Consider the following 22,365-nt stretch of genomic DNA (forward strand, 5'->3'; position numbering starts at 1 on the left):
CTATTTATTGTCAACCCTGTTTAGAAACATCCTGATTTGGTCTGCAAACTTTTGGCCCTCGCTGGTCAGTTCCGGGCTCCGCTTTCTTCCACGTTCGAGGAGCTTGATGTCTCTGCCGACCCGTTCGGTTAGTTTCGTCTCGATATCCTTAACAGCTAGTCTGAGCTTGCCGCCCGATGATTCGAGTGATTCATCGAGTTCACCACGTTCGATGGATTTGCCGATGATGGCCGACAAGTCATCGAAAGAGGTTCGTCCTTGCCGCTTCAGGATGTTCGCGACGGCAAGAAAGATGCGGAGATAGGGTCTATTCCCGTACCAACTCAGGTCGGAATCGTGTGGGCCGGTGTGCTCCGCTTGCGATTCGAACCTATTCCGCAATTCCAGCAAGTATTCCCGGCCCAAACCCGTCGCAATGCCTAGAGCGCTTTCAACCTCGTTCGATGCGCTAGGCCCAATCCATCTGAGCACCGCCGCTGCCCAGTGGAGGAGAACGGGCTCATTGCTTTGAGCCATGACGACAGCGAGCTCGGGTGCGGCTGGAAGGGCTTCGTGCCGTAGGCCCGAGAGGGCGATTGCCGCATCGACTTGAATTTCAGGGTCGCAGTTCATTAGCATCGAACGCAGGGTTGGCATAACGGCTTGGGCCTTAGGCCCCATATGCCTCAAAAGCCAGGCACCACTAGTCCTGAGCATACGATCCTTGTGGGTTAACACCCGCTCGGCAATTTCCTCAATGGGTAAATCTTCCATATATACAAATACCTGTAGAGGTAGCTGGATGATCTTGGGGTTATTGCTTTTAAGCAATTCGAATAAACTGTCTAAAGAAGCTGTTCCAATCGCGGCAATTGCCTCGACTATGAGCCACAAAATCTCGGGTTCTGTTTCGCGAAACCAGAGGTCGATAAGCGGCTTAACAGCCACTGCCGATCGCGGACCGAGATTCTTAAGTCGGACGATGGTTGACCCCCTCACAGCAGGGTCTTCGTCGCCGAGGAACGGGATCAAAGCATTTATGGTATCGTCGTCTGTTGCGTCCAAAGCATGCAATCCTGTTATGGACAGATGAACGGTTGAAGCATTTTTTGAAATTAATCCTCTGTGCAAGAGTCTTATGCAGCGTGATTTGTCCTCGGAATAACATCCGATTTGTCTCGCGGCTCGGAGGATATGGCGGAGAGTTTCCGGAGGAGTATGCGAACGGCGAGCCATCCTCTCCAGTAGACCCAGCCATTTCGAGCCGTGCCTTCCCAACTCGCCCAGCGTATGAATTGAAGAGTGCGACAGAGGAGATCCTGGAGGTTCCATCTCGATTAATCCAGCTACCGCCGCCGCCGCTTCCGCCTTAAGGTGCTCCGGAGACGAGTCCATCTGCGCTATTCCTGCTGCAATTAACGCGCGAAATGCCAACTCCTCATGCTTAAGCGATTTTATTAACAGAGAAGCACGTTCCGGCCGCTTCATGATGCAGGCTGCAATGGCAATAAGCCAATCATAATTGCTGTCATAGTATAGCTCGATAAACCTGATGCATCCTGGGTGAATACGTTTGAATGGAACCAAAAAGCACAAGCAGTTGATAACAGTCTCGGCCGTATTCACGTTGGCGTCTAGAACTAGGGATCTTTCAATTACTCTATTGGAGGAGGGAACTATGATGGCTTTAATGAAGTATATAAAGTTTACGGCAATGAACCTTTCGGGCCAGCCCACTGTTTCGTCTTCGGCAATCTCCGTCATTGCCCATCTGACGGACGTGTCAATGATCTCATAATTTGCCAATTGCAATTGCGCGGTCTGCATGTGATCGCCTGACGGGTGTTCCTTCATATTGGAAAAAAATTGAATGATTTGCCAGGCCACTTGGTGTGGCTTCTGAACTTCATAGGGAGTATCGCGATATGATTCCATAATCCAGCTCATTCCGGACCCGCCACACTCAAGCGATATCCGTTCCCAACCGTCCAATTTGCTGAACAGCCACCAAGCTGCCGTCTAGCTGGTGGGATGGCATGCAATGATAATATCGGAAATGGATTCGGTGCAGAACGCAGATCAACGCTGATCAGCCTACCCTTTCGTGCAGAATCCGCTTGGCATCGTCCGAATGCTCCTGTAGAGCTGGAGCAAATGGCGACGGGCGGTTCCGCATGGCATCGAGGCATTCTTCCACACCCCTGTTTCCGGGGTTTGGCGACTCCGATGCCGGAATCCCTGCCGCTGGCGAGCAACAGAAGCGGGAAGGGGAGCATGCACTACAAAACGATCACGCTGGCACTCCTGGAAGCGAATCCATCCCTTTGCGCGCGGTTGAAAGCGGGGAGGCAACTCCTTTCCACGATGGAGCGGCTGGCGACCGAGCTGAAAGCCAGCCACCAAAGCCTGATGGAGCAACTCCGCACCCGCAACCCGATGGCCGCACCGGAGCAGATTGCGAGCCAGGCCCTGGAACTGGCGGTGGAGGCGTTGCAGGACCGCATAGCCGAAGGATTGTTAGCGGGCGATTCCGGGTTGCAACCCATCTTCCTGGGGGGCACGACGGGCTTTTCTCCCCCTCCCACGCCGAACGAATAATCGCCCACCGCAACCGGCCACCACCGCCGCCAATACCCAGAAAACAGCCGCTCTTCGATTTCGACGCGGAAACCGCTCCGGCTGCGCCTTCCGCCGATCCTTCTTCCCCTCAAATCCTGCCACCGCACGCAGAGCCAGATGCCGGCAATCTGCCCCCGCCGCCGGGCCGGTCAAGCAGGAACGGGGAACCCTTTCATCCCATTGCCAGCTTGACCGGTACGCTCAGCGAAGCTTCGCCCCGGCTGGAGGCGGGGGCTTCTCCTTGCCGTCAGGCTCCGCGTGTTGCGGAGCCGTTTACTCAAGGAGAAGGAAACCATGCCGTGCAAGCAACTCTGAACCAACCACAAACCGCCCCGGCCGGATCGAAAGCCGCCGGCCGCGATATCATTGATGCTATCAAAACGCTGAAGAGAATCGAATCCGAACACCGGCCCGCAACTTTGGCAGAGCAATCGATTCTCAAACGCTTCAACGGCTTCGGCCAGGTGGCGCTCTCCATCTTCCCCGATCCGGTCACCGGCCGGTTCAAAGATGCGGGCTGGCAGGCAATCGGCGAGGAGCTGGAATCACTGCTCACAACAGAAGAATACGCGAGCGCCAGACGCACCACTTTCAATGCGTTCTATACCTCGCCATTGGTCATCTCTGCGATGCACCGGGCGCTGGAACAGCTTGGCCTTCCGAATCAGGCGACAGTGCTGGAGCCCGGTTGCGGCACGGGGAATTTCTTAACCCAGGCAGCCGATGGGATGCGTTTCATCGGCGTGGAGCTCGATTCACTCTCCGGCCGGATCGCCAAAGCCTTAAACCCGACCGCCGACATCCGCATCGAAAACTTCCGCGACACGAGGCTTGGCCAAAACAGCATCGATGCCGTGATCGGAAACGTCCCGTTTGCCGATGTCCGGCTCGACTACGCAGGCCAGAAGCTGGCCCTGCACGATTATTTCTTCGCCAAATCGCTCGATGCCCTCAAACCCGGCGGGGTGCTGGCACTGGTCACCACCCATTACACGCTGGATAAGCAAAACGCGGCTCACCGCGAGCAAATGGCTTCAAAAGCCGATTTTTTAGGTGCAATCCGGCTGCCGTCGGATGCCTTCCGCGACCAGGGTACGAAAGTCGTCACCGATATTGTGTTCCTCCGGAAGCGTGAACCCGGCCAGCAGGCAAATCACGCCGATCCGGAATGGCTTTCTACCCGCCCGATAGAAATCGAAGGTGCAAACGTGCCGATCAACGCCTATTTCCTGGACCATCCGGAGATGGTGCTGGGCGACTGGAGCCGTAAAAGCAGGCTCTATGGCGGCGATGGCTACAGCGTGAGTGCTAACGGCGACCTCGCCACCCAGTTGCAGCAGGCCATTGCCCGGCTGCCGGTGGGGAAAGCCATCCAATCCATGCCAGAGCGGCCAAACCCGCCGCCAGCACCAATGGTCACACCGCCAGCGCTTCCGCATCTGGCCGAGGGCAGTTTCTTCGTCAACGATCACCGCATCATCTGCCAGGTTGCGGATGGAAACGCCGAACCGGTCACTTACGGCGGTACGCTGATGAAATCCGATGGCACGATGACGGGCAGGCGGCTCGCGGCACTGATCGACCTGCGTGACAAAGCAAGGAGGGTGCTCGAGTCGCAGAACGAAGGCTGGCCGGAATCAGCCCGCAACCAGGCCCGCTGGGCACTGAATGCGGCTTACGACCGCTTCACCCGGCATTACGGCCCGATCAACAAAACGACCTTCTCAGAAACCAAAGACGGCGGCGTGATTCGCCGCATGCCCAATCTGGCCAAATTCCGGGAAGACCCGGATGCCATGCTGGTGATGGCACTCGAGGAATATGATGAACTGACAAGCAAAGCCACAAAAGCGGCGATATTGCTGAAGGATGTGGTCGGCAAAACCCCGCCGGTTACGGAAGTCGGAAGCGCCGAGGAGGGGCTGCTGGCTTCGCTGAACCAAAAGGGCTGCGTCGATCTGCCGTTCATTGCAACACTCTACGGCAAACCCCAAAGTGCCATCCTCGAAGAGCTGGACGATCTGATCTACCGCGATCCGGAGAGCGGCCATTTTGAAACGGCTGATGCCTATCTCTCCGGCAATGTGCGGGCGAAGCTGAAGGCGGCGGAAAGCTCGGGCGCGGAATACGCCCGGAACATTGAGGCACTCCGGGCCGTGCAGCCGGAAGACGTGCTGCCGGGCGACATCGATGCCAATCTCGGATCACCCTGGATTCCGGAATCCGACATCAGGCAATTTGCAGCGGAAATCTTCGGCGTGCCCGAATCCGCCATCCGCATCGGGCACTTAAAGAAAGACGCACTCTGGAGCGTCGATGCCGATTACGCGGCATCCGCATCGGTGGCGGCATCCGCCGATTACGGAACCGCCCGGATCAATGGCGTATCACTCCTGGAGCAGGCGCTCAACCTCAAAACCCCGGTGATTTACGACACCGTCAGCCACGGCGACCGCGAAGAGCGGGTGGTCAACCAGGAAGAAACGCTCGCCGCCCGCGAGAAACAGTCCCGGCTGAAAGAGCGGTTCCGGTCATGGGTGTTTTCGGAACCGGAGCGCACCGAGCGGCTGGTGCGCTCTTATAACGATACCTACAACAATCTCCGCCCACGCCTGTTCGACGGCTCGCACCTCGACTTTCCCGGCATGAACCGCAACATCCACCTGAACTCGCATCAGGAGGATGCCATCTGGCGCGGTATGAGCGCTGGGAATACGCTGCTGGCGCATGCGGTCGGTGCGGGCAAAACCTTCACCATGGCCGCGACGGGGATGAAGATGAAGCAGGCGGGATTAATCCATAAGCCGATGTATGTGGTTCCCAACCATATGCTGGAGCAGTTCGGACGCGAATTCATGCAGCTTTATCCGAACGCAAAGCTTTTGATCGCCAGCAAGGAGGATTTCACGAAGGAGAAACGCAAGCGCCTCACCGCCCGCATCGCAGCCAATGACTGGGATGGCATTATCGTGACCCATTCGAGCTTCGAGCGGATCGGCATGTCGAAAGACTATCAGGAGAAATTCTTACGCCAGCAGATCGCCGAATACGATTCGCTCCTGTGCGACCGGGCCAGCATGGGCAGCGACCGCTCACAACGAAACATCATCAAGACCATCGAAAAACAAAAAGCCCGCCGCGAGGAGAAATTGAAGGATTTGCTGGCAGAAGAGAAGAAAGATGACGGGCTCGTGTTCGATGAGCTGGGTGTTGATCATTTGTTCGTCGATGAGGCACATTACTTCAAAAACCTCGAAACCACGACCAAGATGGACCGGGTGGCCGGCATCCAGACCGGCGGCTCAGAGCGTGCTTTTGATCTCTTCATGAAAGCCCGGTATTTGAGCGAGCGGAATCCCGGGCACGGAGTGACATTCGCCACCGGCACACCGATCTCGAATACGATGGTGGAACTCTATACGATGCAGCGTTTTCTCGACCCGGAAGGGCTGGAATCGCGGGGACTCGGGCATTTCGACGGCTGGGCCGCCACCTTCGGCCAGGTGGTCGATTCGATGGAAATCTCGCCCGATGGCGCTTCCCTCAAGCCCCGCAGCCGCTTCGCCCGGTTCGTGAATTTGCCCGAACTCCAGCAGATGTTCCGGACATTCGCCGATGTGCAGACCGCCGGGATGCTGGATTTACCCCGGCCAGAGCTTTCCGGAGGCAAGCCGCAGATCGTCGCCTGCCCGATGAGCTTCGATCAGGCCGAAATCCAGCACCGGCTGATCGAGCGTTATGAGCGCATCCGCAACGAAAAAGTCGATCCGAGGGAAGATAATGCGCTCGCGATCACCACCGACGGAAGGAAGCTGGCACTTGATGCCAGGCTGATCAGCCCGGATGCAACGGATCATCCGGATTCCAAATCGAATGCCCTGGCCAACAATGTCGCATCCATCTGGGAGAAAACAAAGCCCACACGCGGCACGCAGCTCATCTTCTGCGATATGGGCGTGCATCCGACCCAATGGGGCTACAGCGCGTATGGCGACATCATCCAGAAACTCACGGAGCGCGGCATTCCCCGTTCCGAGATCGCCAGCATCGGAGATGCCGATACGGACGGCAAGAAACAGGCACTCTTCGACCGGGTGCGGAGCGGTTCCATCCGGGTGTTACTCGGTTCCACCCAGAAAATGGGCACGGGCACGAATGTGCAGAAGCGCCTGGTGGCACTGCATCACGCCGATGCGCCCTGGAAACCGGCCGAAGTTGAGCAGCGGGAAGGCCGCATCATGCGCCAGGGCAATGAAAACAAGGAAGTTGCGATCTACCGCTATGTGACCGAAGGCTCGTTCGATGCCTATATGTGGCAGGCACTGGAGACGAAAGCGAAGTTCATCGGGCAGGTGATGACGGGCGATGTCACCCAGCGTTCGGCTGACGACATCGGCGGCCAGGAATTATCGTATGCGGAAGTAAAAGCCATCGCCTCCGGCAATCCGGCGGTATTGACGCTGGCCGAGGCCGATTCCGAGCTGCAACGCTTATCCATCCTCAGGAAAAACCACGCCGACGAGCAGTTCCTCGCCCGCCGGGCTTTACGCGATTTGCCGGAAACGATTGCCCGCACCGAAAAACGGATTCTCTCGCTCGAAGCAGACCATGCCATGGCCAATACCCATTCCGAAAACGATTACCGGATATCCGGGCAAGCCTGCAACCGGCAGGAAGCATCGGAGCTGCTCGGCCGCAGGCTGGAAGCACTGCCGGAGCGGGTCGAGCGTACCAGCCGTTATCCACTCGGCGAATGGAGGGGATTACGCTTCGGCGTGGTGCTGCATCCGGTCGGAGCCCCGGAAATCTTCCTCGAAGGCAAAGCCACCCGCCATGCCATGCTCTCCCGCGACCATCACGGGCCAAGGGCGGTGATCAATGCGGTTACCCGCCTGCTTGCCAGCTACGGAGAGCAGATCGAAACGAATCAGCGTGACAAATCTATCGCCGAATCGCAGCTGAAAGGGTATCAGGCCCGGCTCGGCAGCAGCTTCGGGCACGAGGATTATCTGAAGGAGCTGAACAGTTTACGCGATCAGCTGAGAGTAGCACTCTCGGCCACGCCGGACAAACCGGCATCGCCGGAAAGCCCGACTGCCCGTGAACTGGCTGAGCGGATCAATGAACTGAAATCCGCCCATACCATTGAGGCCAGCCCGGAACGCACCACCGGGCGGAGCCTTTCCCGGGCGGAAGAGCCGGTTACGCGGCGTATCCGGAGGAGAATCAAGGCGGAGCAGCCTTTGCCGGAAGCGGCAGAAGCCGCTGCACTGCCGGAGGCGGTGGAACCGCCTGCCGAAGCGGTTCCGGTTTTTGCCGTCAAGCCTGAATCCGGTGATGCACCAAAACCGCAAACGCCGGAACTGGCCGCCTCGCAGGAAATCCCGCTGCTGTCATCCGGGATGGAGCATCCGGGCGGTTTCCGCAGCCGGGTGGATGCCAGCCGCCGCTCTGGCGATAGGATATATATTCAATAAATCAATTCTCAATAAATGGTGGTGAATACAGTCGAAGTGGGACGAGTATCTCGGCGTGCCGGATGAAGTAGACGATCTTGACGGGCGACTCGCCCCGATTGTCAGTAGTACCTATGCAGGCGGAAGGGGGGATTCTCAACATTTTGATCGACGCCCGAACCGCCATCGTTCAGGCGAGCACTTTAGCAGAGTAACCCGTGGCGATCGGTCGAAAGGTTCAGAAAGATTTGGCCCGGCCGCTTAGGAGGCGGACACTGACGACTTGAGGGCCGGGCTTGGAACAGCTCTTCTGGGGCGATATCCGCGACAGAAGGATAGACTTGAAGAAGCACATCGTCACGCTAACCGTCGAGGAACGCCGAGACCTCTCATATCTCATCGGCGCCGGCAGTGACGCGTCTCGGGAGTGGGCCTGGGCAGGAAACTCAATGGATCCACCGAGGGTGAAAGAAATCCCAGGAGATGATAGATTAGCCCGAAGGTAGAGCAGGTTCATCAGACTTGTTTATTTGAAATAAATATGGAACCTCAATCCGTTCAGCTCCCTTTACGTCGGTGCTAAATATTAGGGTTCCCTTGTATGCGCCGGGGCCAGATCCTGGCTGGACCGAAAATGTTGGTTCGCTGCCATTGCCTCCCACCTGTTCGACGAACACGCCAGAACCCTTTTCAACCAATTCTGCACTAAACTCTCCTCCGGGCTCAGAACGAACTAATCGGAGGCGGAGCTGTGGCAGTTCGGCTGGCGAATCACACGTTGCATAAAGTATGGGAGGAACGGCAGATACGGCCGCGCGAACATAACCTAGGATTGGGATCGGCTCTATTCCAAGTATCTTACCATTACCGTCGACGAAATCGACTCGCCCCGAAAAACGGCCGGGATCTGGGCTCTTCTCGAACGCAAGCTCGTAGCGATACGTACGATAGACGACACCATCGCCCGAAGGTTGCTCGTCGAGGATCCCACCGACAGCGAAAAGCCCCCTAAGGTTGGTATTAACGGAACCAATCCAGGGATCGCTTCCGGCCCGCTCTCGTGTACTGAGGACCAGCGGGACCGGAGCACTTTGCTCTCCGAGTTCGCCAAATTGTACGGAGGGTGAATGACTCGCAACATGCGGGATGTGTGCAGTGCCAACAGTCGTGAGTTGGAATGGGATTGTCTTCTTCTGGGGGCCGTCAACATTCACAACCATATCGAGCGTCCGTTCGACACCTGGGAGGACAGTTGCTCGGATCAAGATCTCTCCGTCATCGCCTGGTGGAATCATCTCGCGTTCGATCGACGCAACGCTACAACCACAACCAGTAGTTACTCCACTAATTATCAGGTTATCTCTTGTGCGATTCTGAACTCTATAGGATGCTGTGACTGAGTTGATGCCTTCCTTAGCAACTACACGACGGCTCTCAGGATAGATACCGATATGTGTTGAGTCCCCCAATAGTGTAAGGTGCCGGATGAAACCACCCGCAAGGGCAACTACTCCGACCACACTAATTAGTGATACAGCTACAGCTAGCCGAGTCCTTTTGCGGAAAATCATCATGTGTGATACCTGTGCATGTTAATTGATCGGCAAATTCACAATTTCTCCTCCATTTCGAGTTCCTAATGCCCTCCAAGTCTCTCGGTCCACAGTATCCTGAACGAAACGGACGGATCCGTCGAGCATGAGCGCATGCACTCCTCCGGGGTGATTGCTGCGGGCCGAGATCAGGCCATTGATAGGGTTAGATATACGTATGCAATCCGGAATCTTGCTGTTTGGCTCCAAGGTATGGTTATAACCTGTTTGGGAAAGAGTACCTACAAACCAAGTCAGCCCGGCTACATCGAAGTACTGAAGCGGTGCGTCAGGCCCTTCCAAGCAGCGGGCGCGAGATTCTTCGGCTGTGAACGGCAACCCTAACCCACCCTTGATCATGTCGGTCCTCGGGTCGAGCCTGCCGTCTCGTATGCTCCGAAGCTTCTCACTGAATGCGATGGTGTTACTTGATCCGTCATGCGTATTGCCAATACTAGTGTGTTGAAACATGGCCATTAGCGGACCGTCAACCGAGTAGTACCAGCGGTCGGATCCGAGATTGACACGGTAGTTTGTCCCGCCGCTTGTGTATTCATGGCGAACGCTGTCGGAAGGACAGGTCAGGAGGTTGAGTTGGGTCGAAATCGCGGTTTGATTTGGAGCGATTCTCTCCCGGCTATGATCGGTATCGAAAAAGTAGAAATCATCAACTCCTGTTTCGAAATTTATTGCATCATACAGTGCCGGCTCACCGAAGTGGTGGACCAGTTGGGTGTAAATGGAGAACTGCTTCAGCAGGATGATCTGGTCGCGAATATGGTCTCGATTTGGCATACCCCAAACGGCGGGGAAAGTATGGTGGGTCGCATGGTATGCGTGCAGAGCCAAACCGATTTGATGGAGGTTCGATCTACAGCTCAAACGCCGCGATGCCTCTCGGGCACTCTGAATTGCTGGCAAAAGCAGTGCCATGATGATTGATAGTACCCCAATAATGACGAGCGACTCTACCAGTGTGAAGCCAGTCCTATCGACAGCCTTTATTGATTGGATGCGTGATCGTGGTGACATGGATGGTCAGCTCGCATTGCGGTGTTGGTACTAGAGGTTGAACAGCCGTGACTGATTGCCGGTGCATAGCCGTTGGTCGGAGTAAATCCCTGCAAGAATCGATCATTGCGACGGATGGAGCTCAGCACTTAATGCAATGCGATGATTCGGTAGCCCTGCTAGGTCGTGTGAGGAGCCGAGAAGATCGCGAGTCAAATGCATGAATTTCGAATATAATGAAGAATCCGTTGACCGATATCACCATCCGGATACACCGAATCACGGTTAGGCCGAGGTAAAGAAGGTGATGAGGGTGTATGAGCGACCGAGATCAGTGCGAGCCGAATCGGGTGATTGCGATTCGGCCCGGAGCGACTCCGTGTCGGGCTGAGGAACAGATCTAGGCGATTCTGCTCAGAGAACGGAGAGGGTCGATTGGGGCCTTCAGCGAGGCGTATAGTTCGATGAACCTTCTTAGAATCCCTGAAAAAACCCAGGATCCTGCCCAATTCTCCCAGGCATTCTAGAGGTTTTGTCAGAGGATCTTATAATTCAGTTTACAGTCCTGCACGTGGTAACCATGTTGCCACATCGTTGAGGTGGATTAGTATCCATTCCAAAGCAGTCTTTTAAATTACCGCATTGGACTTCTCCTAAGTCCGAACATTTACTAGTACTTGGGCCCATACATACGCCAGAATTTAGTGGGCTCACGCAGTAATACCCGGATCTTGGACAGTTAGTCACGTTGAACGGACATGCCATTGGGGCTCCCTGGCAGTACATTGCGTCGTATGTTTGTGCGTCAACTTTTTTTTCGCCAATGGAGGGTGCGACACTTAGAAGCAGTGCGGTGAGAGCAATGCCACACGCGACGAATTTGTTCTGAAAAATCGCACGCATGAGGGGACTCCTTGGGGTTAAGGTTCCGCAACGACGATTCCTTCGTCAACAGGGTCATCCACTCGATGACTTATGCATCAAAACTCCCAATGCTGCTAAGAGAGCAGCGACTCCTAGTCCTATAAAGGAATAGGCGTTGAGCCAAGCCGATTTCTTACGACTTGCCGTGATTGGATCGGCGAGGGCGTCATCGGTTGTGTTTGATGGTGGTGAATATCTCGCGGCGCGTTCCTGGTACGCCGACTCGCCACCTTGGACTTCGGTACGAACCTCTCGGCCAGTCATATCTACCATCATGACGCCGTTTTCGACCCGAGGCAGTGAGAATGAAGAGGATGCCAAAGGCTGATTGATGCGGAAGCTTGCGACTTTGAAATAATGTTCGATCGTCTGATTTCCTGGGTTTTCCTCAATCGTGCCGTCGGGTTTGATAATGACTGTCTGACGCTTTGTCATCCGTCCTTCCACGGGGAACCAGCGGCCATTATCGGTGTCAAACTTGGTAGCAACGATACTCATACTCCCTTCAATTTCGACCTTGACTGGCAACCAGTCGCGTTCCGGGTCAATGAGGATGAGAAGCGGCTGCTCCTTAAATGTACTTTGTACTGCTATCAGCCCTCCATCATTATCTTGGTGATCGGCCACAAGTCGTCCCCCTTCCTCAAGGTGGACGTAAGCTGGCTTGCCGGCAGGAACAATCAGCCACAGAAGGCTGGACATGGTGCCTTCATAATAATCATCCGAATCTGGTTGTATATTTATTCCAATTTTTTCGGCGACTTCAGGATGGCCGTCATAGGGAACGATTGTGTATCGTCGTCTGCCATCCTGCCGAAAGTTCTCGACCAGTTCTTCCCGATCTGGATACACGCCCCAAACGACCAATGACCGTTTTCCTCCGGACGCCTGTGAGAACTCGTACCGGGTGAATCCGCGTTCACGAGCTATGCGATCGTTTTCAACATTGAACTCGCTTTGAGTGAACTGTAGAGTTTCAAGCGATCTCCAGGCTAACCGACAGCGTTCCATAACGTCATTTACACTGAGATCAGTTTCCGTTGCCGATGAACAAGTCGGTAATGCTAGAATAATTGTAATGCAGAGATAAGTTATATTTTGAAGTCGCTCGATAAAAATCATAGAAAACCTCTCAGCATCGGTTGGGCGAGCTTGCCGCCGGTAGCCGGTCAAGCAAGATCCTCGGGGTTTCCTGACAAAATTAGAAGCTTGTTGGGCAACTCAGGGGAAATAGGCAAGACTCCGGGTTTTGTCGGGTCTTCTTATCTCGCGATGCGTTCGCGAGATGGGTCACGCGATCGATCACACCTCACTGTTGTAATGCATGGAGATTATTAATTCACACTCCTTAGAGTGGTGTCAACTGAAATCGGTCGATTTTTTCCTGCCTGCACTTACTTTTTCCATCTGAGTGATTTGTGCTCGACTGGGTAGCCCGATCGACCCGACTGAGGCCCGCTCCGATCCCGACGGCATTGCCACTCTCGATGACATGCTGCCAGGCCTGTTCCGGTTCAGCGTCGAGGGCCCTGTGATCGAGCGTATGGAGATCCGACACTTCGGTCAGGGCCCCTGGCGACATTTGCCGGTCGGTCGTGGCATCAGAGTATTCTTTATCGACCACCGGTTCGGTTCGCTTCCCAGGTCCATCCGCATAGTAATCGGCGTGTTATCCGGCATGCCCAGCCCAGAGCAATCCGCTTCAAGGTCGAGCCGCAGGTTTCCATTCCTTTCGATCCCGGCGGCATAGACGGTGTAGTAGGGTTCCCCGTGCTCATCACCCATTACGTCTCGGTTATCAGCCATGCGTTGCAGCACTCCTTCCCCATAAGCATCAAACTGGGGCAAATCCCACGGTGTCGGCCGGTCAATCATAAGCAGAGGCAATAGCATTTCGAGGGCGAAGGCGCAAGCCTCCCGCAATCACCCGCTCCCATATCTCACGGCTTCAGATCGATCCTTAACCCTGACACCGCTGTTTCCCCGTCGATGCCAGATGGCTGCGTGTTTCCCGTGACGCGAAGCCGTGCCGGTCTGACAGCCCGCCATTCCTTTCATCTGTCTAAATACAGCCCCTCCAGTGGCCTTTCACGGGCCCTGTTCTGAAGCAGCCGTCGTGCCGGTAAACCTGCCAAACCGGTTTCCGCTTCGCGAACCCTCCGGTTTTCGGTTGACCGGTGCGCTTCGCCACGCCTGGGCCGCTTCCCGAACTGTGCTCGTCAGGCCCTAATGGAGGGGCCGCACAACCAGACAGAAAGGGAAACACTCATGTCCACACCAGCACACAAATTCCGCTTCGGAAGCCTGCAAGTCACCATCTGGCGGAACACCGGCGAAAACGGGGCATGGTACACCGCCGTACCGAGCCGCAGCTTCAAGAGCGGCGACGATGCCTGGAAGGATTCCAGCCAGCTCCGCTTCGACGATCTGCTCATCATGGCCAAGCTGCTCGACCAGGCACACACCTACATCGCCAACCAGCTCAAAGCCGACGCAAAAGCGAGGAAGGAGCAGCAGGCGGCCTGAACCGGCACCGCATGCGGGCGGCGAAGCCGCCCGCACTTCTTTCCAGCACTTGTCCATCATTCTAAATCAAAAGGAACAGAACCATGACTGCAAACGTCATCCTCGAATACACGCTCGACTACGCGATCAGTGACGGCATCCTCTCAGATGCGGTAAGCATCACCCGGCCGGAGCATCCCAGATTCCCGCTCGGGCGGCTGATCATCACCACCAACGCTGCTGAGCAGCTGCCGCTCACAGAGGTAAACGCGGCACTCGCCCGCCACGCTTCCGGCGACTGGGGCGAACTCAGCGCCTCGGATGCGAAGCAGAACGCCTACGCTCTGAAACACGGCAGCCGGTTGTTTTCGGTTTATGCGAGCAGTGCCGGCATGTTCTGGATCATCACCGAAGCCGACCGCTCCGCCACCACCATCCTAATGCCGGAGGATTACTGATTTTTCAACAAATCACCGCCCGGGGCGGGCTGCCACACGCGCCGGGCCATCATTCAACTAACGAATAAGGATTAAAACCATGCAACATCACCTCATTCAAATCAACCTGCTCGATAAATCGCCCGACAACGCACGGCGCACCGTCACCAAAGGTGCATCCGCCTCATTGAAAGCCTCAATCCTCGCCCACGGCCTGATGCAAAACCTGGTGGTCACGGAAGGAGAATCAGGCCGCTACTGCGTCATCGAAGGGGCAAGGCGGCTGGAAGCACTGCTGTCACTACAGGCGGAGGGCAAACTCCCGGAAGACCATGCGGTTCCCTGCCAGGTGGTGGGCACGGAGCAGGCGCTGGAGAAAAGCCTCGCCGCCAATACCGTCCGGCTGGCCATGCACCCGGCCGATGAATTCGAGTCATTTGCAAAACTGATCGACGAAGGCGCAACGCCTTCGGAAATCGCCGAACGGTTCGGCGTTGAATCCCGGCATGTGCTGCAACGCCTCAAACTGGGCAAAGTCGCACCTAAGCTGCTCAGCGCGTACCGGGCCGAACAACTCACGCTCGATTGTTTGATGGCCTATACCATCACCGACGACCATAGCCGCCAGCTGGCCGTGTTCCACAGCCTGCAAGGCTGGCAGCAAAACGATCCGAGGGCGATTCGCTCCGCCATCACCGGCGTGATGATGGAAGCCGGGCACAAGCTCGCCCGCTTCGTCGGGCTGGATACCTACAAACAAGCCGGTGGAATGCTGCGTTCCGACCTCTTCAGCGAAGAAATCTTTCTCGAGCACCCGGAACTGCTCCAGGCACTGGCCGATGAGAAACTCTTTCTGGAAGGGGAGCGCGTCAAAGCGGAAGGCTGGGGCTGGGTGGAGGTGAGCGAGGAGCGTGACTGGCGTTTCCTCAATGAATACACCCGCATCCATCCAGCCCCGGCGGAAGCGCCGCAGGAGCTCCTTGATCGGCAGGAAGCGCTCGAAAACCAGTGTGAGGGACTCCGCATGGATTACGAGGAGAATCCATCCGACACGCTGTTTGCTGCAATGGAAGCGGCGGATGCGGCACTCTCCACTCTACATGATGAAATCGAATCGCTTGCGACTTACGACCCTGAAGCGATGAAAGGAGCAGGTTGCTACGTCACCATCGGCTATGACGGCAGCCTTTCCATCGAGCGCGGCCTGATGCCCCGCGAAACCATGCGGGCATCCGCTTCCAATGGGGCGGAGCCGGTTGCAGAAACCCGGAAAGCCATGCCCGACACGCTTCGGCTCGACCTCGAGTCCTGGCGGCTTCAGATATCGCAAGGAGAACTCGCCCGAAACCCCGAAATCGCCTTCGACCTGCTGGCCTTCACGCTTGCGTGCGATGAATTCGGGATACCGGCTCGACGCGGCCCGGATATCCGGCTGACCAGCCACCAGCCGACACGATACGTTCGGGAAGAGCGCACTACCGCTTCCGGCATCCTCGAGGATGTGCGGTTATCCCTGCCGCTCGAATGGCTCAGCGGTGAATCGGAAGCCGAACGGTTTGAAGCGTTTTGTGAACTGCCGCAGGAATCGAAGCTGGCTTTGCTCGCCTGGTGCGTGGCGCATTCCCTCCAGCCGCAGCTTTCCACCGGCCGGGAATCCTCGGCGGTGGAGCGGGCGCTTTCACGCACCAATGGCGATGTCGCGGCCTGCTGGCGGCCGGACCAGCAGAATTTCCTCACCCGCATCACCAAAGACCAGCTGCTGATGCTCGGCCGCGAACTGCTCGGCGACGCATGGGCGATGGCCAGAGCAAAAGACAAGAAGGGCGAACTCGCCGCAAAGCTGGAACGGGCGTTTGCGGAGCCGGAAGCACCGGATCGCACCACTGAGCAGGCAGAGCGGCTGAAACGCTGGCTGCCCGAAGGCATGGCATTCCTGACCGCCGGTTCCGGCGGATCAGGCGATCAGGCAGCGGAAGCTGCCTGAATATTTTCATCCATCAACAAAGAAGAAAGGATTCTTTATGGAACAACACGAAACCCAATCGCATGCCGATGCGGCGGCGCTCCTGCTGGAGGCTTTGGGGCGCACCATCCACGAGCTGGAGCTCTGGCAGCTCGGCAATATCAAAGACGCAGGCACTGAAACCGCCATCCGGATCGGCAAAGCCGCGATCGGGCAGGCAACAGCAGCCGGCGTGGCCATCATCGATGTCCATGCCCTGCTTGCCGGACGCAGCCAGATCGCCAGCATCTGGGGCATCGATGATGTGATTTCCATCAGGCCGGATTTGAGCCACGAACAGGCATGGGAAATCCTGCTCCAGGCTGAAAAGCAGCACGATGCCAATATCGGCATCAACTGGGATGTTCTGAGCTGCCACGCCAGCCATCTATGCGGCGATGCACCCGAATCCGCTGAAGCGGGGGAGGGCTAGAAATGGAAGCGATTCACACCAAAACCATCGAGCTGGCAGGCAAAACCTACCGCATCTCCGTCTATCCCGACCACGATTGCGAATGCCCTTCCGAGTGGGAGAGCTGGCGGCTGATTTCATTCGGCCGCCGGCACACGGCGTATGACAAGCCTGAACGCTACTGCAAAGGGCTGGACCGATGTGGCTCGCCGCTTCCGGCCAGTATCGGCCTGAGCCGGAAGCTGAGTTGCGGCACGGCCTACTGGCTGAGTTATTTTGAACACGGGCTCTGCCGCTGGTCGCTGATGGGCGAGGGCCCGTACTGCCGCTGGGATAGCGTGAAAGTCGCCGGCATCCTGCTCTGGGAAGGCGCACCCAATGACCTGGGATCCGATTACCCCTCCCGCGAGGCGGCAGCCAGAAGCTTCCTCGACACCTACACCGCCTGGACCAATGGCGAGGTTTACGGATTTGAGATCGAGCGCATCCTTTCCGGCAGCCAACCAGCTGAATCGCTGGAGAGCTGCTGGGGTTTCTACGGGCTGGAGCATTGCCTCGCCGAAGCCGAAGCATCCATTCACCACCAGCACGCGGAGTCATCATGTTAAAACCCTTCGACCATTACGAAATCCACGGCTGCCAGCAGATCGATGATTGCGGCAATCCCGACAAGTGCGGTTCCTATGTCGAAACCTGCCCCGACGCAGAGGCCATGTTCTGGACGCTCTACGGCCATATCCCGGATGAGGGTGTCCTGGCCATCGGCGATTACATCAGCCGGGAAGCGGCCGAGGAGATGTTTTTTCGCATCACCGGGCGGGTTTTCCGCGAGCAACCCGCATGATTTTGCGGCAAATCTTACGACCCCTCCTTCAGCGGCTCCAGCATCAGGCAAGTCACGGAACAGCCGAGCGGATCGTGCATCGCATGCATCGGATCGGCTTCCTCGACCAAATCCTCATGATGAATGCGAATCCGGTCATAGAGCGGCTTCAGATTCGGCCCTTCGAGAATGACCCTGCAATCGGAGAAGATGATGGTCAGCCGGCTGTAGTCGAGCAGGAAGCTGATCTTCACCAGATAGTGATACTCGATGGAAAGCCCCTCGCCGCCGTTGAAGGCTTTATTGCCGCTTCTCGGGATGAAGGCGATCTGGTCACGCCTGGCATTCGCTCCCACCACCGGCCCGCTGCGATGCCGGATGGCTTTGCCTTCGATCAGCTGAAGCTCGTGATCGTCATCGAGCAATTTGCGGCGCTCTTCCATCCCTCAGTCCCTCCAGCATACGCTTCTGGTGTTCGAACACCCGCCGCATGAGGCGGAGATGCGTGACAATCCGCTCCTTCCAGCCCGCTTTCCGGGCCGGCGGCTCTGCCTTCACTTCCTGCTGCCGGAGCAACTCCAGCCCATGCAGCCGCTTCTCCTCACGGCCTGCGGCCATCCGGAGCGCTTCCTGGTCGTCTGTGAAGATGGTGACGATTTCGCGGCCACGGGAGGCATCCACATAGAGCTCGCGGGCATTGACGGCCGCCAGCGATTTCCTGGAGGCTGCCACCAGCACCCGATCAAAGGTTTTGCCCTGCCCGGCATAGCTGGTCAGCACATAGCCGTGGGAAACATGCCCGAACGATTCCGGCAGCACCCAGCCGTTGTTTAAAGTAATGCCGTCTTTGCCGATGGATTTGACCTGATAGAGGCTGCCATTGTTCAGCCGGTGGCCGCGCTTCGCTTTGCCCTCCGGCCTGCTCCAGCCATTGGCCGTAATCCTGATCGTATCCCCTTTGGCGAGGTTCAGCGTCGATTGCTCGTAAACCGCAAACGCATCCGGCTTCGCTGCAACCTGCCCGGCAATGGCTTCCGTCACCTCCACCCGCTGGCCGGAGCGGAACTTGCCGGAATGCTTCACAAACACGGCCGTCGTGCCGACCAGCCGCTTCGGATCGCGTTTTTCCGCTTCGGTCAGATGCAGCGGTTTCAGTTGCCCGACTGAATGGTCTTCTGCCCCGATTTTCCCGGCCGCTTTCAGCCGCTCCCGGAGCTGCTCCGTCACCACCTGGCCTTCGCTCCGGGTCGGGCTCAACGCCAGAACCGATTTTTTCTCCTGAAGCGCTTCCAGATACGCATCCACCAGCGGCCGGTAGGGATCGGATTCCGGCATGTCTTTGATCGCCCCGAGCTGCTCCAGCGCGGCAAAACCTTTTTCCGTCTGGCCGCTGGCCAGCTTTTCAACGGCGCTGCGGTAATCACCCTTCTGGCGGCGGATGGTTTTCAGCTCCGCCACCGGCAAATGGGCCAGATCCTCGAGCACCGCCAGCGGCTCACCCCTGGCCACCGCCCGGTTCTGCCGCCGGTCGCCGGAAAGCACGATCCGGGCATCGAGCGATTCCGCAAGCTGCGTGAGCTTCGCCATATCGCGGAATGGCATCAGCCCGGCTTCATCCACCCAGACGACATTGCCGCGTGCCCGCTCCTGGAGGTTTCCACTGATTAAGAATTCGGCGACGGTCGTGGCATGCTCAAACCCTTCCGAAGCCAGCACGCCACGGCTGGCTTCGGCGGTCGGGGCCAGCATCAGCACTTCGCGGCCGGCAGCTTCAATGCCCCGCACCGCTTCTTTTGCCGTGGTCGTTTTGCCGGTTCCAGCCTTGCCGCGAAACAGGATGACCGCATCGGTTGCCTGCCAGATATGCCGCACCGCCAGCCGCTGCTCTTCCGAGAGAATCGGATCGCGGATTTGCCCGCCGGGGTTCAAAGGCTCCATCCGGCCACGGCTGTCTTTGGCGAAGTTGAGCACGGCGATTTCCTCGTCAATCACCGCCCTGGTCGATACCATCTTTACGCCATCCACCTCCGCCCGGATCAAGTCAGCACGCTGACTCATGGCGTGTCTTAAGCCTTCCAGGCTCGCAGAGCCCAAACCTTCCTTCAGTGCTTCGGTCAGCAGCTTTTCTTCCGTCACCACGCTCTGGCGCTCCAGCAAATGCTCCAGCGCCCAGCCAAGCGCCACATCCGATCGCTCCGGTGCAGGCTTTCCTTCCCGCTTCAGGCTTTCCGCATGAAGGGCTTCGAGCGATGCCAGCTGCGAAGGCTCCAGCCGGTCACGCCACTCGCCCTGAAGCTTCTCCGGCTCCGGATCAGACAGCTTCTTTTCGCGGGTAGTGGCGGCCAGTCCGGCTTTCCGGTCGTTATCCGTGATACCCAGCCGCTTCGCCGTTTTCTCAATCACCTCGCTGCGCTTCGAGAATTCCTCGACGATGCTTCGGTCCACGCCGCTGATTTCAAACGCATCGCCCCGCCGCTCGATTGAAAAGCCCAGCCCTTCGAGCTTGCGGGCGAGGTTCGCATGCCAGACCGCCTGCCAGTGCGGTGCGGCATTCCAGATGTCATCAAGCTGGATGGCCTTCCATTGCTCCTCCGTGGCATCATAGCAAAGGTTCATCAGGCAGGCATGGACGTGATCACCCGGATCGACTTTCCCATCCACCGGCCGCGATGTTTTGTGGTAGAAGGGGAGCCACACGCCGCCGCCGATCAGCCGGTCTTCGTTTTTGCCATCCTGCCGTACCCGGGTTTTAATCCCGGCTTCGATGCCGGCCATCACTTCGTTCACCGAATCCATCACCGCCCGCTCAATCCGCTTGTCGTCGAACAGGCCGCGCATCACGGCAACAGATTTCGGCACGCTGAAGGTCAGGTCAAATAATGGTCGCCTGTCCTCGCGGTTACTCCCGCTAAGCTGCCCGCCCGTTGCCGGATCGCGGTTATCGCAGAGGGCATGGAAGTCATCCATACTGGCCGGGCCGGAAAGCCCGAGCTGTTCAGCAGCCTTGCCCTGCCAGCTCCCGGCATAGTCGCCGCCGCGTTCCTTCGCGTAATAATCACCCGCATCCGCCCTGGCATAATACGCCCTGGCGGCCCCGGCACTGGCAGGGATCTCAAGATTGAGCATGGGGAGGAACGCCCGAATGGATACAACAAACGGTTGCACATCCTAGCGTATTATTCGCCCTTGCCAAGCGAATTATCAATCGGCCATTCTGAGATATTTTTTCTTACAGACCCCTCCCCTCGACACGAGGCAGGGGGAAATTTCCCCGGGAAATCGACGTTTGAGTTAGTCGGCTGACTTTGTTGATAGGATCGCGTACAATTGCCGCGTTTCGATGCCGGCTCGGCAACTTGCTAACCAATTTCTAGTGACCCATGCGAGATGACAGAAACACTCAGTTTTAATGAAGCGTTAAGCCTCACCGCGCACCAGAAGCGGCATTTGCTGTTAGGTAACGGCTTCAGTATCAGCCTGTTTCCAGGCTGTTTCCATTACGGTTCCCTCCTGGAGGAAGCCGACTTCAGCGACATTCCGGAAGTTCGCCAGGCATTTGATCTATTAAAAACCTCAGATTTCGAGTCCGTGATCCATGCGCTTAGGCAAACAATGGCAATCCTACCGCTCTATCATAATGATTCCGAACTCTGTGAGCGGCTGAATCTCCATGCAGAACGTTTGAAAGACATTTTTGTACGAACAATTGCTGGAAAGCATCCGGCTCGTCCATCGGAGATCACCGATGCTCAATACCGATCATGCCGCGAGTTTTTATCCTACTTCGCAGGTGAGCGTCGAACTGGGGATAACACTGGGGGGAGAGATTTGCGTGGCTACATTTGCACGTTAAATTATGACATGCTCCTCTACTGGACTTCTATGCATGACCGGTTAATCCATCATGATAATGAGGGAAACCCATCCATCATCACTCTCGAAGCATTGCAACATGATGACGGATTTCGCAGCCCCGAAGACGAACCAGAAGCAGAATATGTGACTTGGGATGGGGAGGAAGCCTACAACCAGTGCATCTACTATCTGCACGGTGCATTGCATTTGTATGACTACGGATCACGGCTGCAAAAGCTCTGCTGGGAGCGCTCCGGAGGAAAACCGTTAATCGACCAGATTCGCCAATCATTAGATGATGGCCGATTCCCCTTGTTCGTCTCCGAGGGCCACACAGACGAAAAATTCGAGCGCATCAGGCATTCCGGTTATCTGCACACTGGGCTTCGGAAATTTCGAGGGGCATGCAACACGCAAAATCATACACTTTTCATCTTCGGGCACTCTCTCGCTGAAAATGACGCACATATTTTTCGACAGATAAGCAAAGGAAGGCTCCGTTCGCTCTATGTCAGCCTATACGGTGATCCCGACTCGGAAGGCAATCTGGCCATTAGGAGGCGGGCAGAGCTAATCGCTGGTCAGCGGAGTGAGCGTTACCCATTAGAAGTAACTTTCTACGACGCTGCATCTGCGAATGTTTGGGGAAACTAAAGCGATCTAACTCCTGCAACTTATTCATTACACGCAGTTTTGCGTGCAAGCACCGCGCCCCCCGCAGGCACGGCACTGGGCCGGGCTCGGATGCAC

Annotated in this window: 15 protein-coding genes; 9 read left to right on the top strand and 6 right to left on the bottom strand. The window is 56.8% G+C overall.

The features are described from left to right. Positions 1-1,926, bottom strand: a complete 1,926-nt coding sequence (locus AB1L88_RS25870) for a HEAT repeat domain-containing protein (protein WP_367099609.1) — start codon at positions 1,924-1,926, stop codon at positions 1-3. A 327-nt stretch (positions 1,927-2,253) separates the two neighbouring features. Here AB1L88_RS25870 and AB1L88_RS25875 point away from each other — a divergent pair, with 327 nt between their 5' ends. Both AB1L88_RS25875 and AB1L88_RS25880 read left to right on the top strand, forming a co-directional pair. Further along, the gene (locus AB1L88_RS25875) at positions 2,254-2,577 is read left to right on the top strand and encodes a hypothetical protein (protein ID WP_367099610.1); all 324 of its coding nucleotides are present in this window, start codon (positions 2,254-2,256) and stop codon (positions 2,575-2,577) included. Positions 2,578-2,897: 320 nt separating this feature from the next. Further along, positions 2,898-8,075: a DEAD/DEAH box helicase family protein gene (locus AB1L88_RS25880; protein WP_367099611.1), complete on the top strand. Its 5,178-nt coding sequence runs from the start codon at positions 2,898-2,900 to the stop codon at positions 8,073-8,075. A gap of 470 nt (positions 8,076-8,545) precedes the next feature. Here AB1L88_RS25880 and AB1L88_RS25885 read toward each other — a convergent pair whose 3' ends face one another. The 3 genes from AB1L88_RS25885 to AB1L88_RS25895 form a co-directional block, all read right to left on the bottom strand. Then, entirely contained in the window at positions 8,546-9,628 is a 1,083-nt protein-coding gene (locus AB1L88_RS25885) for a DUF1573 domain-containing protein (protein ID WP_367099612.1), read from the bottom strand. 18 nt (positions 9,629-9,646) lie between these two features. Continuing rightward, positions 9,647-10,579 (bottom strand): DUF1559 domain-containing protein, encoded by a 933-nt coding sequence (locus AB1L88_RS25890; RefSeq protein ID WP_367099613.1) that lies wholly within the window; start codon positions 10,577-10,579, stop codon positions 9,647-9,649. 1,035 nt (positions 10,580-11,614) lie between these two features. After that, positions 11,615-12,754, bottom strand: coding sequence for a hypothetical protein (locus AB1L88_RS25895; RefSeq protein WP_367099614.1), 1,140 nt, complete (start codon positions 12,752-12,754; stop codon positions 11,615-11,617). A 1,095-nt stretch (positions 12,755-13,849) separates the two neighbouring features. Between AB1L88_RS25895 and AB1L88_RS25900 the strand changes: the two genes are divergently transcribed. From AB1L88_RS25900 to AB1L88_RS25925, 6 genes are all read left to right on the top strand, one after another. Beyond that, positions 13,850-14,107 carry a hypothetical protein gene (locus AB1L88_RS25900; RefSeq protein ID WP_367099615.1) on the top strand — a complete coding sequence of 86 codons (258 nt, stop codon included), beginning with the start codon at positions 13,850-13,852 and terminating at the stop codon, positions 14,105-14,107. 83 nt (positions 14,108-14,190) lie between these two features. Further along, the gene (locus AB1L88_RS25905) at positions 14,191-14,544 is read left to right on the top strand and encodes a hypothetical protein (RefSeq protein WP_367099616.1); all 354 of its coding nucleotides are present in this window, start codon (positions 14,191-14,193) and stop codon (positions 14,542-14,544) included. A gap of 79 nt (positions 14,545-14,623) precedes the next feature. Next, positions 14,624-16,507, top strand: coding sequence for a ParB/RepB/Spo0J family partition protein (locus AB1L88_RS25910; RefSeq protein WP_367099617.1), 1,884 nt, complete (start codon positions 14,624-14,626; stop codon positions 16,505-16,507). Between the two features lie 37 nt (positions 16,508-16,544). After that, positions 16,545-16,958, top strand: coding sequence for a hypothetical protein (locus AB1L88_RS25915; protein WP_367099618.1), 414 nt, complete (start codon positions 16,545-16,547; stop codon positions 16,956-16,958). A gap of 2 nt (positions 16,959-16,960) precedes the next feature. Continuing rightward, positions 16,961-17,545, top strand: coding sequence for a hypothetical protein (locus tag AB1L88_RS25920; protein WP_367099619.1), 585 nt, complete (start codon positions 16,961-16,963; stop codon positions 17,543-17,545). Further along, on the top strand, positions 17,539-17,781 hold the full coding sequence (locus AB1L88_RS25925) for a hypothetical protein (RefSeq protein WP_367099620.1): 243 nt from the start codon (positions 17,539-17,541) through the stop codon (positions 17,779-17,781). Before AB1L88_RS25920 ends, AB1L88_RS25925 begins: the two co-directional genes overlap by 7 nt. Positions 17,782-17,795: 14 nt before the next feature. Here the strand turns inward: AB1L88_RS25925 and AB1L88_RS25930 are convergent, their stop codons facing one another. Next, positions 17,796-18,203, bottom strand: a complete 408-nt coding sequence (locus AB1L88_RS25930) for a hypothetical protein (RefSeq protein ID WP_367099621.1) — start codon at positions 18,201-18,203, stop codon at positions 17,796-17,798. Then, positions 18,175-20,886, bottom strand: coding sequence for a MobF family relaxase (mobF, locus tag AB1L88_RS25935; protein ID WP_367099622.1), 2,712 nt, complete (start codon positions 20,884-20,886; stop codon positions 18,175-18,177). Before mobF ends, AB1L88_RS25930 begins: the two co-directional genes overlap by 29 nt. Before the next feature lie 261 nt (positions 20,887-21,147). On the opposite strand from mobF, the gene AB1L88_RS25940 reads away from it, so the two are divergent. Further along, positions 21,148-22,269, top strand: a complete 1,122-nt coding sequence (locus AB1L88_RS25940; protein ID WP_367099623.1) for a DUF4917 family protein — start codon at positions 21,148-21,150, stop codon at positions 22,267-22,269. Positions 22,270-22,365 lie beyond the last annotated feature (96 nt).

The sequence above is a fragment of the Tautonia sp. JC769 genome (genome assembly GCF_040717455.1).
In the GTDB taxonomy this organism is placed as follows: domain Bacteria; phylum Planctomycetota; class Planctomycetia; order Isosphaerales; family Isosphaeraceae; genus Tautonia.

What these genes read in the sequence shown, in the direction of transcription:
- AB1L88_RS25870 (WP_367099609.1), bottom strand. Translation starts at nt 1,926, where the DNA reads ATGAGCTGGATTATGGAATCATATCGCGATACTCCCTATGAAGTTCAG.
- AB1L88_RS25875 (WP_367099610.1), top strand. Translation starts at nt 2,254, where the DNA reads ATGCACTACAAAACGATCACGCTGGCACTCCTGGAAGCGAATCCATCC.
- AB1L88_RS25885 (WP_367099612.1), bottom strand. Translation starts at nt 9,628, where the DNA reads ATGATGATTTTCCGCAAAAGGACTCGGCTAGCTGTAGCTGTATCACTA.
- AB1L88_RS25890 (WP_367099613.1), bottom strand. Translation starts at nt 10,579, where the DNA reads ATGGCACTGCTTTTGCCAGCAATTCAGAGTGCCCGAGAGGCATCGCGG.
- AB1L88_RS25900 (WP_367099615.1), top strand. Translation starts at nt 13,850, where the DNA reads ATGTCCACACCAGCACACAAATTCCGCTTCGGAAGCCTGCAAGTCACC.
- AB1L88_RS25905 (WP_367099616.1), top strand. Translation starts at nt 14,191, where the DNA reads ATGACTGCAAACGTCATCCTCGAATACACGCTCGACTACGCGATCAGT.
- AB1L88_RS25910 (WP_367099617.1), top strand. Translation starts at nt 14,624, where the DNA reads ATGCAACATCACCTCATTCAAATCAACCTGCTCGATAAATCGCCCGAC.
- AB1L88_RS25915 (WP_367099618.1), top strand. Translation starts at nt 16,545, where the DNA reads ATGGAACAACACGAAACCCAATCGCATGCCGATGCGGCGGCGCTCCTG.
- AB1L88_RS25920 (WP_367099619.1), top strand. Translation starts at nt 16,961, where the DNA reads ATGGAAGCGATTCACACCAAAACCATCGAGCTGGCAGGCAAAACCTAC.
- AB1L88_RS25925 (WP_367099620.1), top strand. Translation starts at nt 17,539, where the DNA reads ATGTTAAAACCCTTCGACCATTACGAAATCCACGGCTGCCAGCAGATC.
- AB1L88_RS25930 (WP_367099621.1), bottom strand. Translation starts at nt 18,203, where the DNA reads ATGGAAGAGCGCCGCAAATTGCTCGATGACGATCACGAGCTTCAGCTG.
- mobF (WP_367099622.1), bottom strand. Translation starts at nt 20,886, where the DNA reads ATGCTCAATCTTGAGATCCCTGCCAGTGCCGGGGCCGCCAGGGCGTAT.
- AB1L88_RS25940 (WP_367099623.1), top strand. Translation starts at nt 21,148, where the DNA reads ATGACAGAAACACTCAGTTTTAATGAAGCGTTAAGCCTCACCGCGCAC.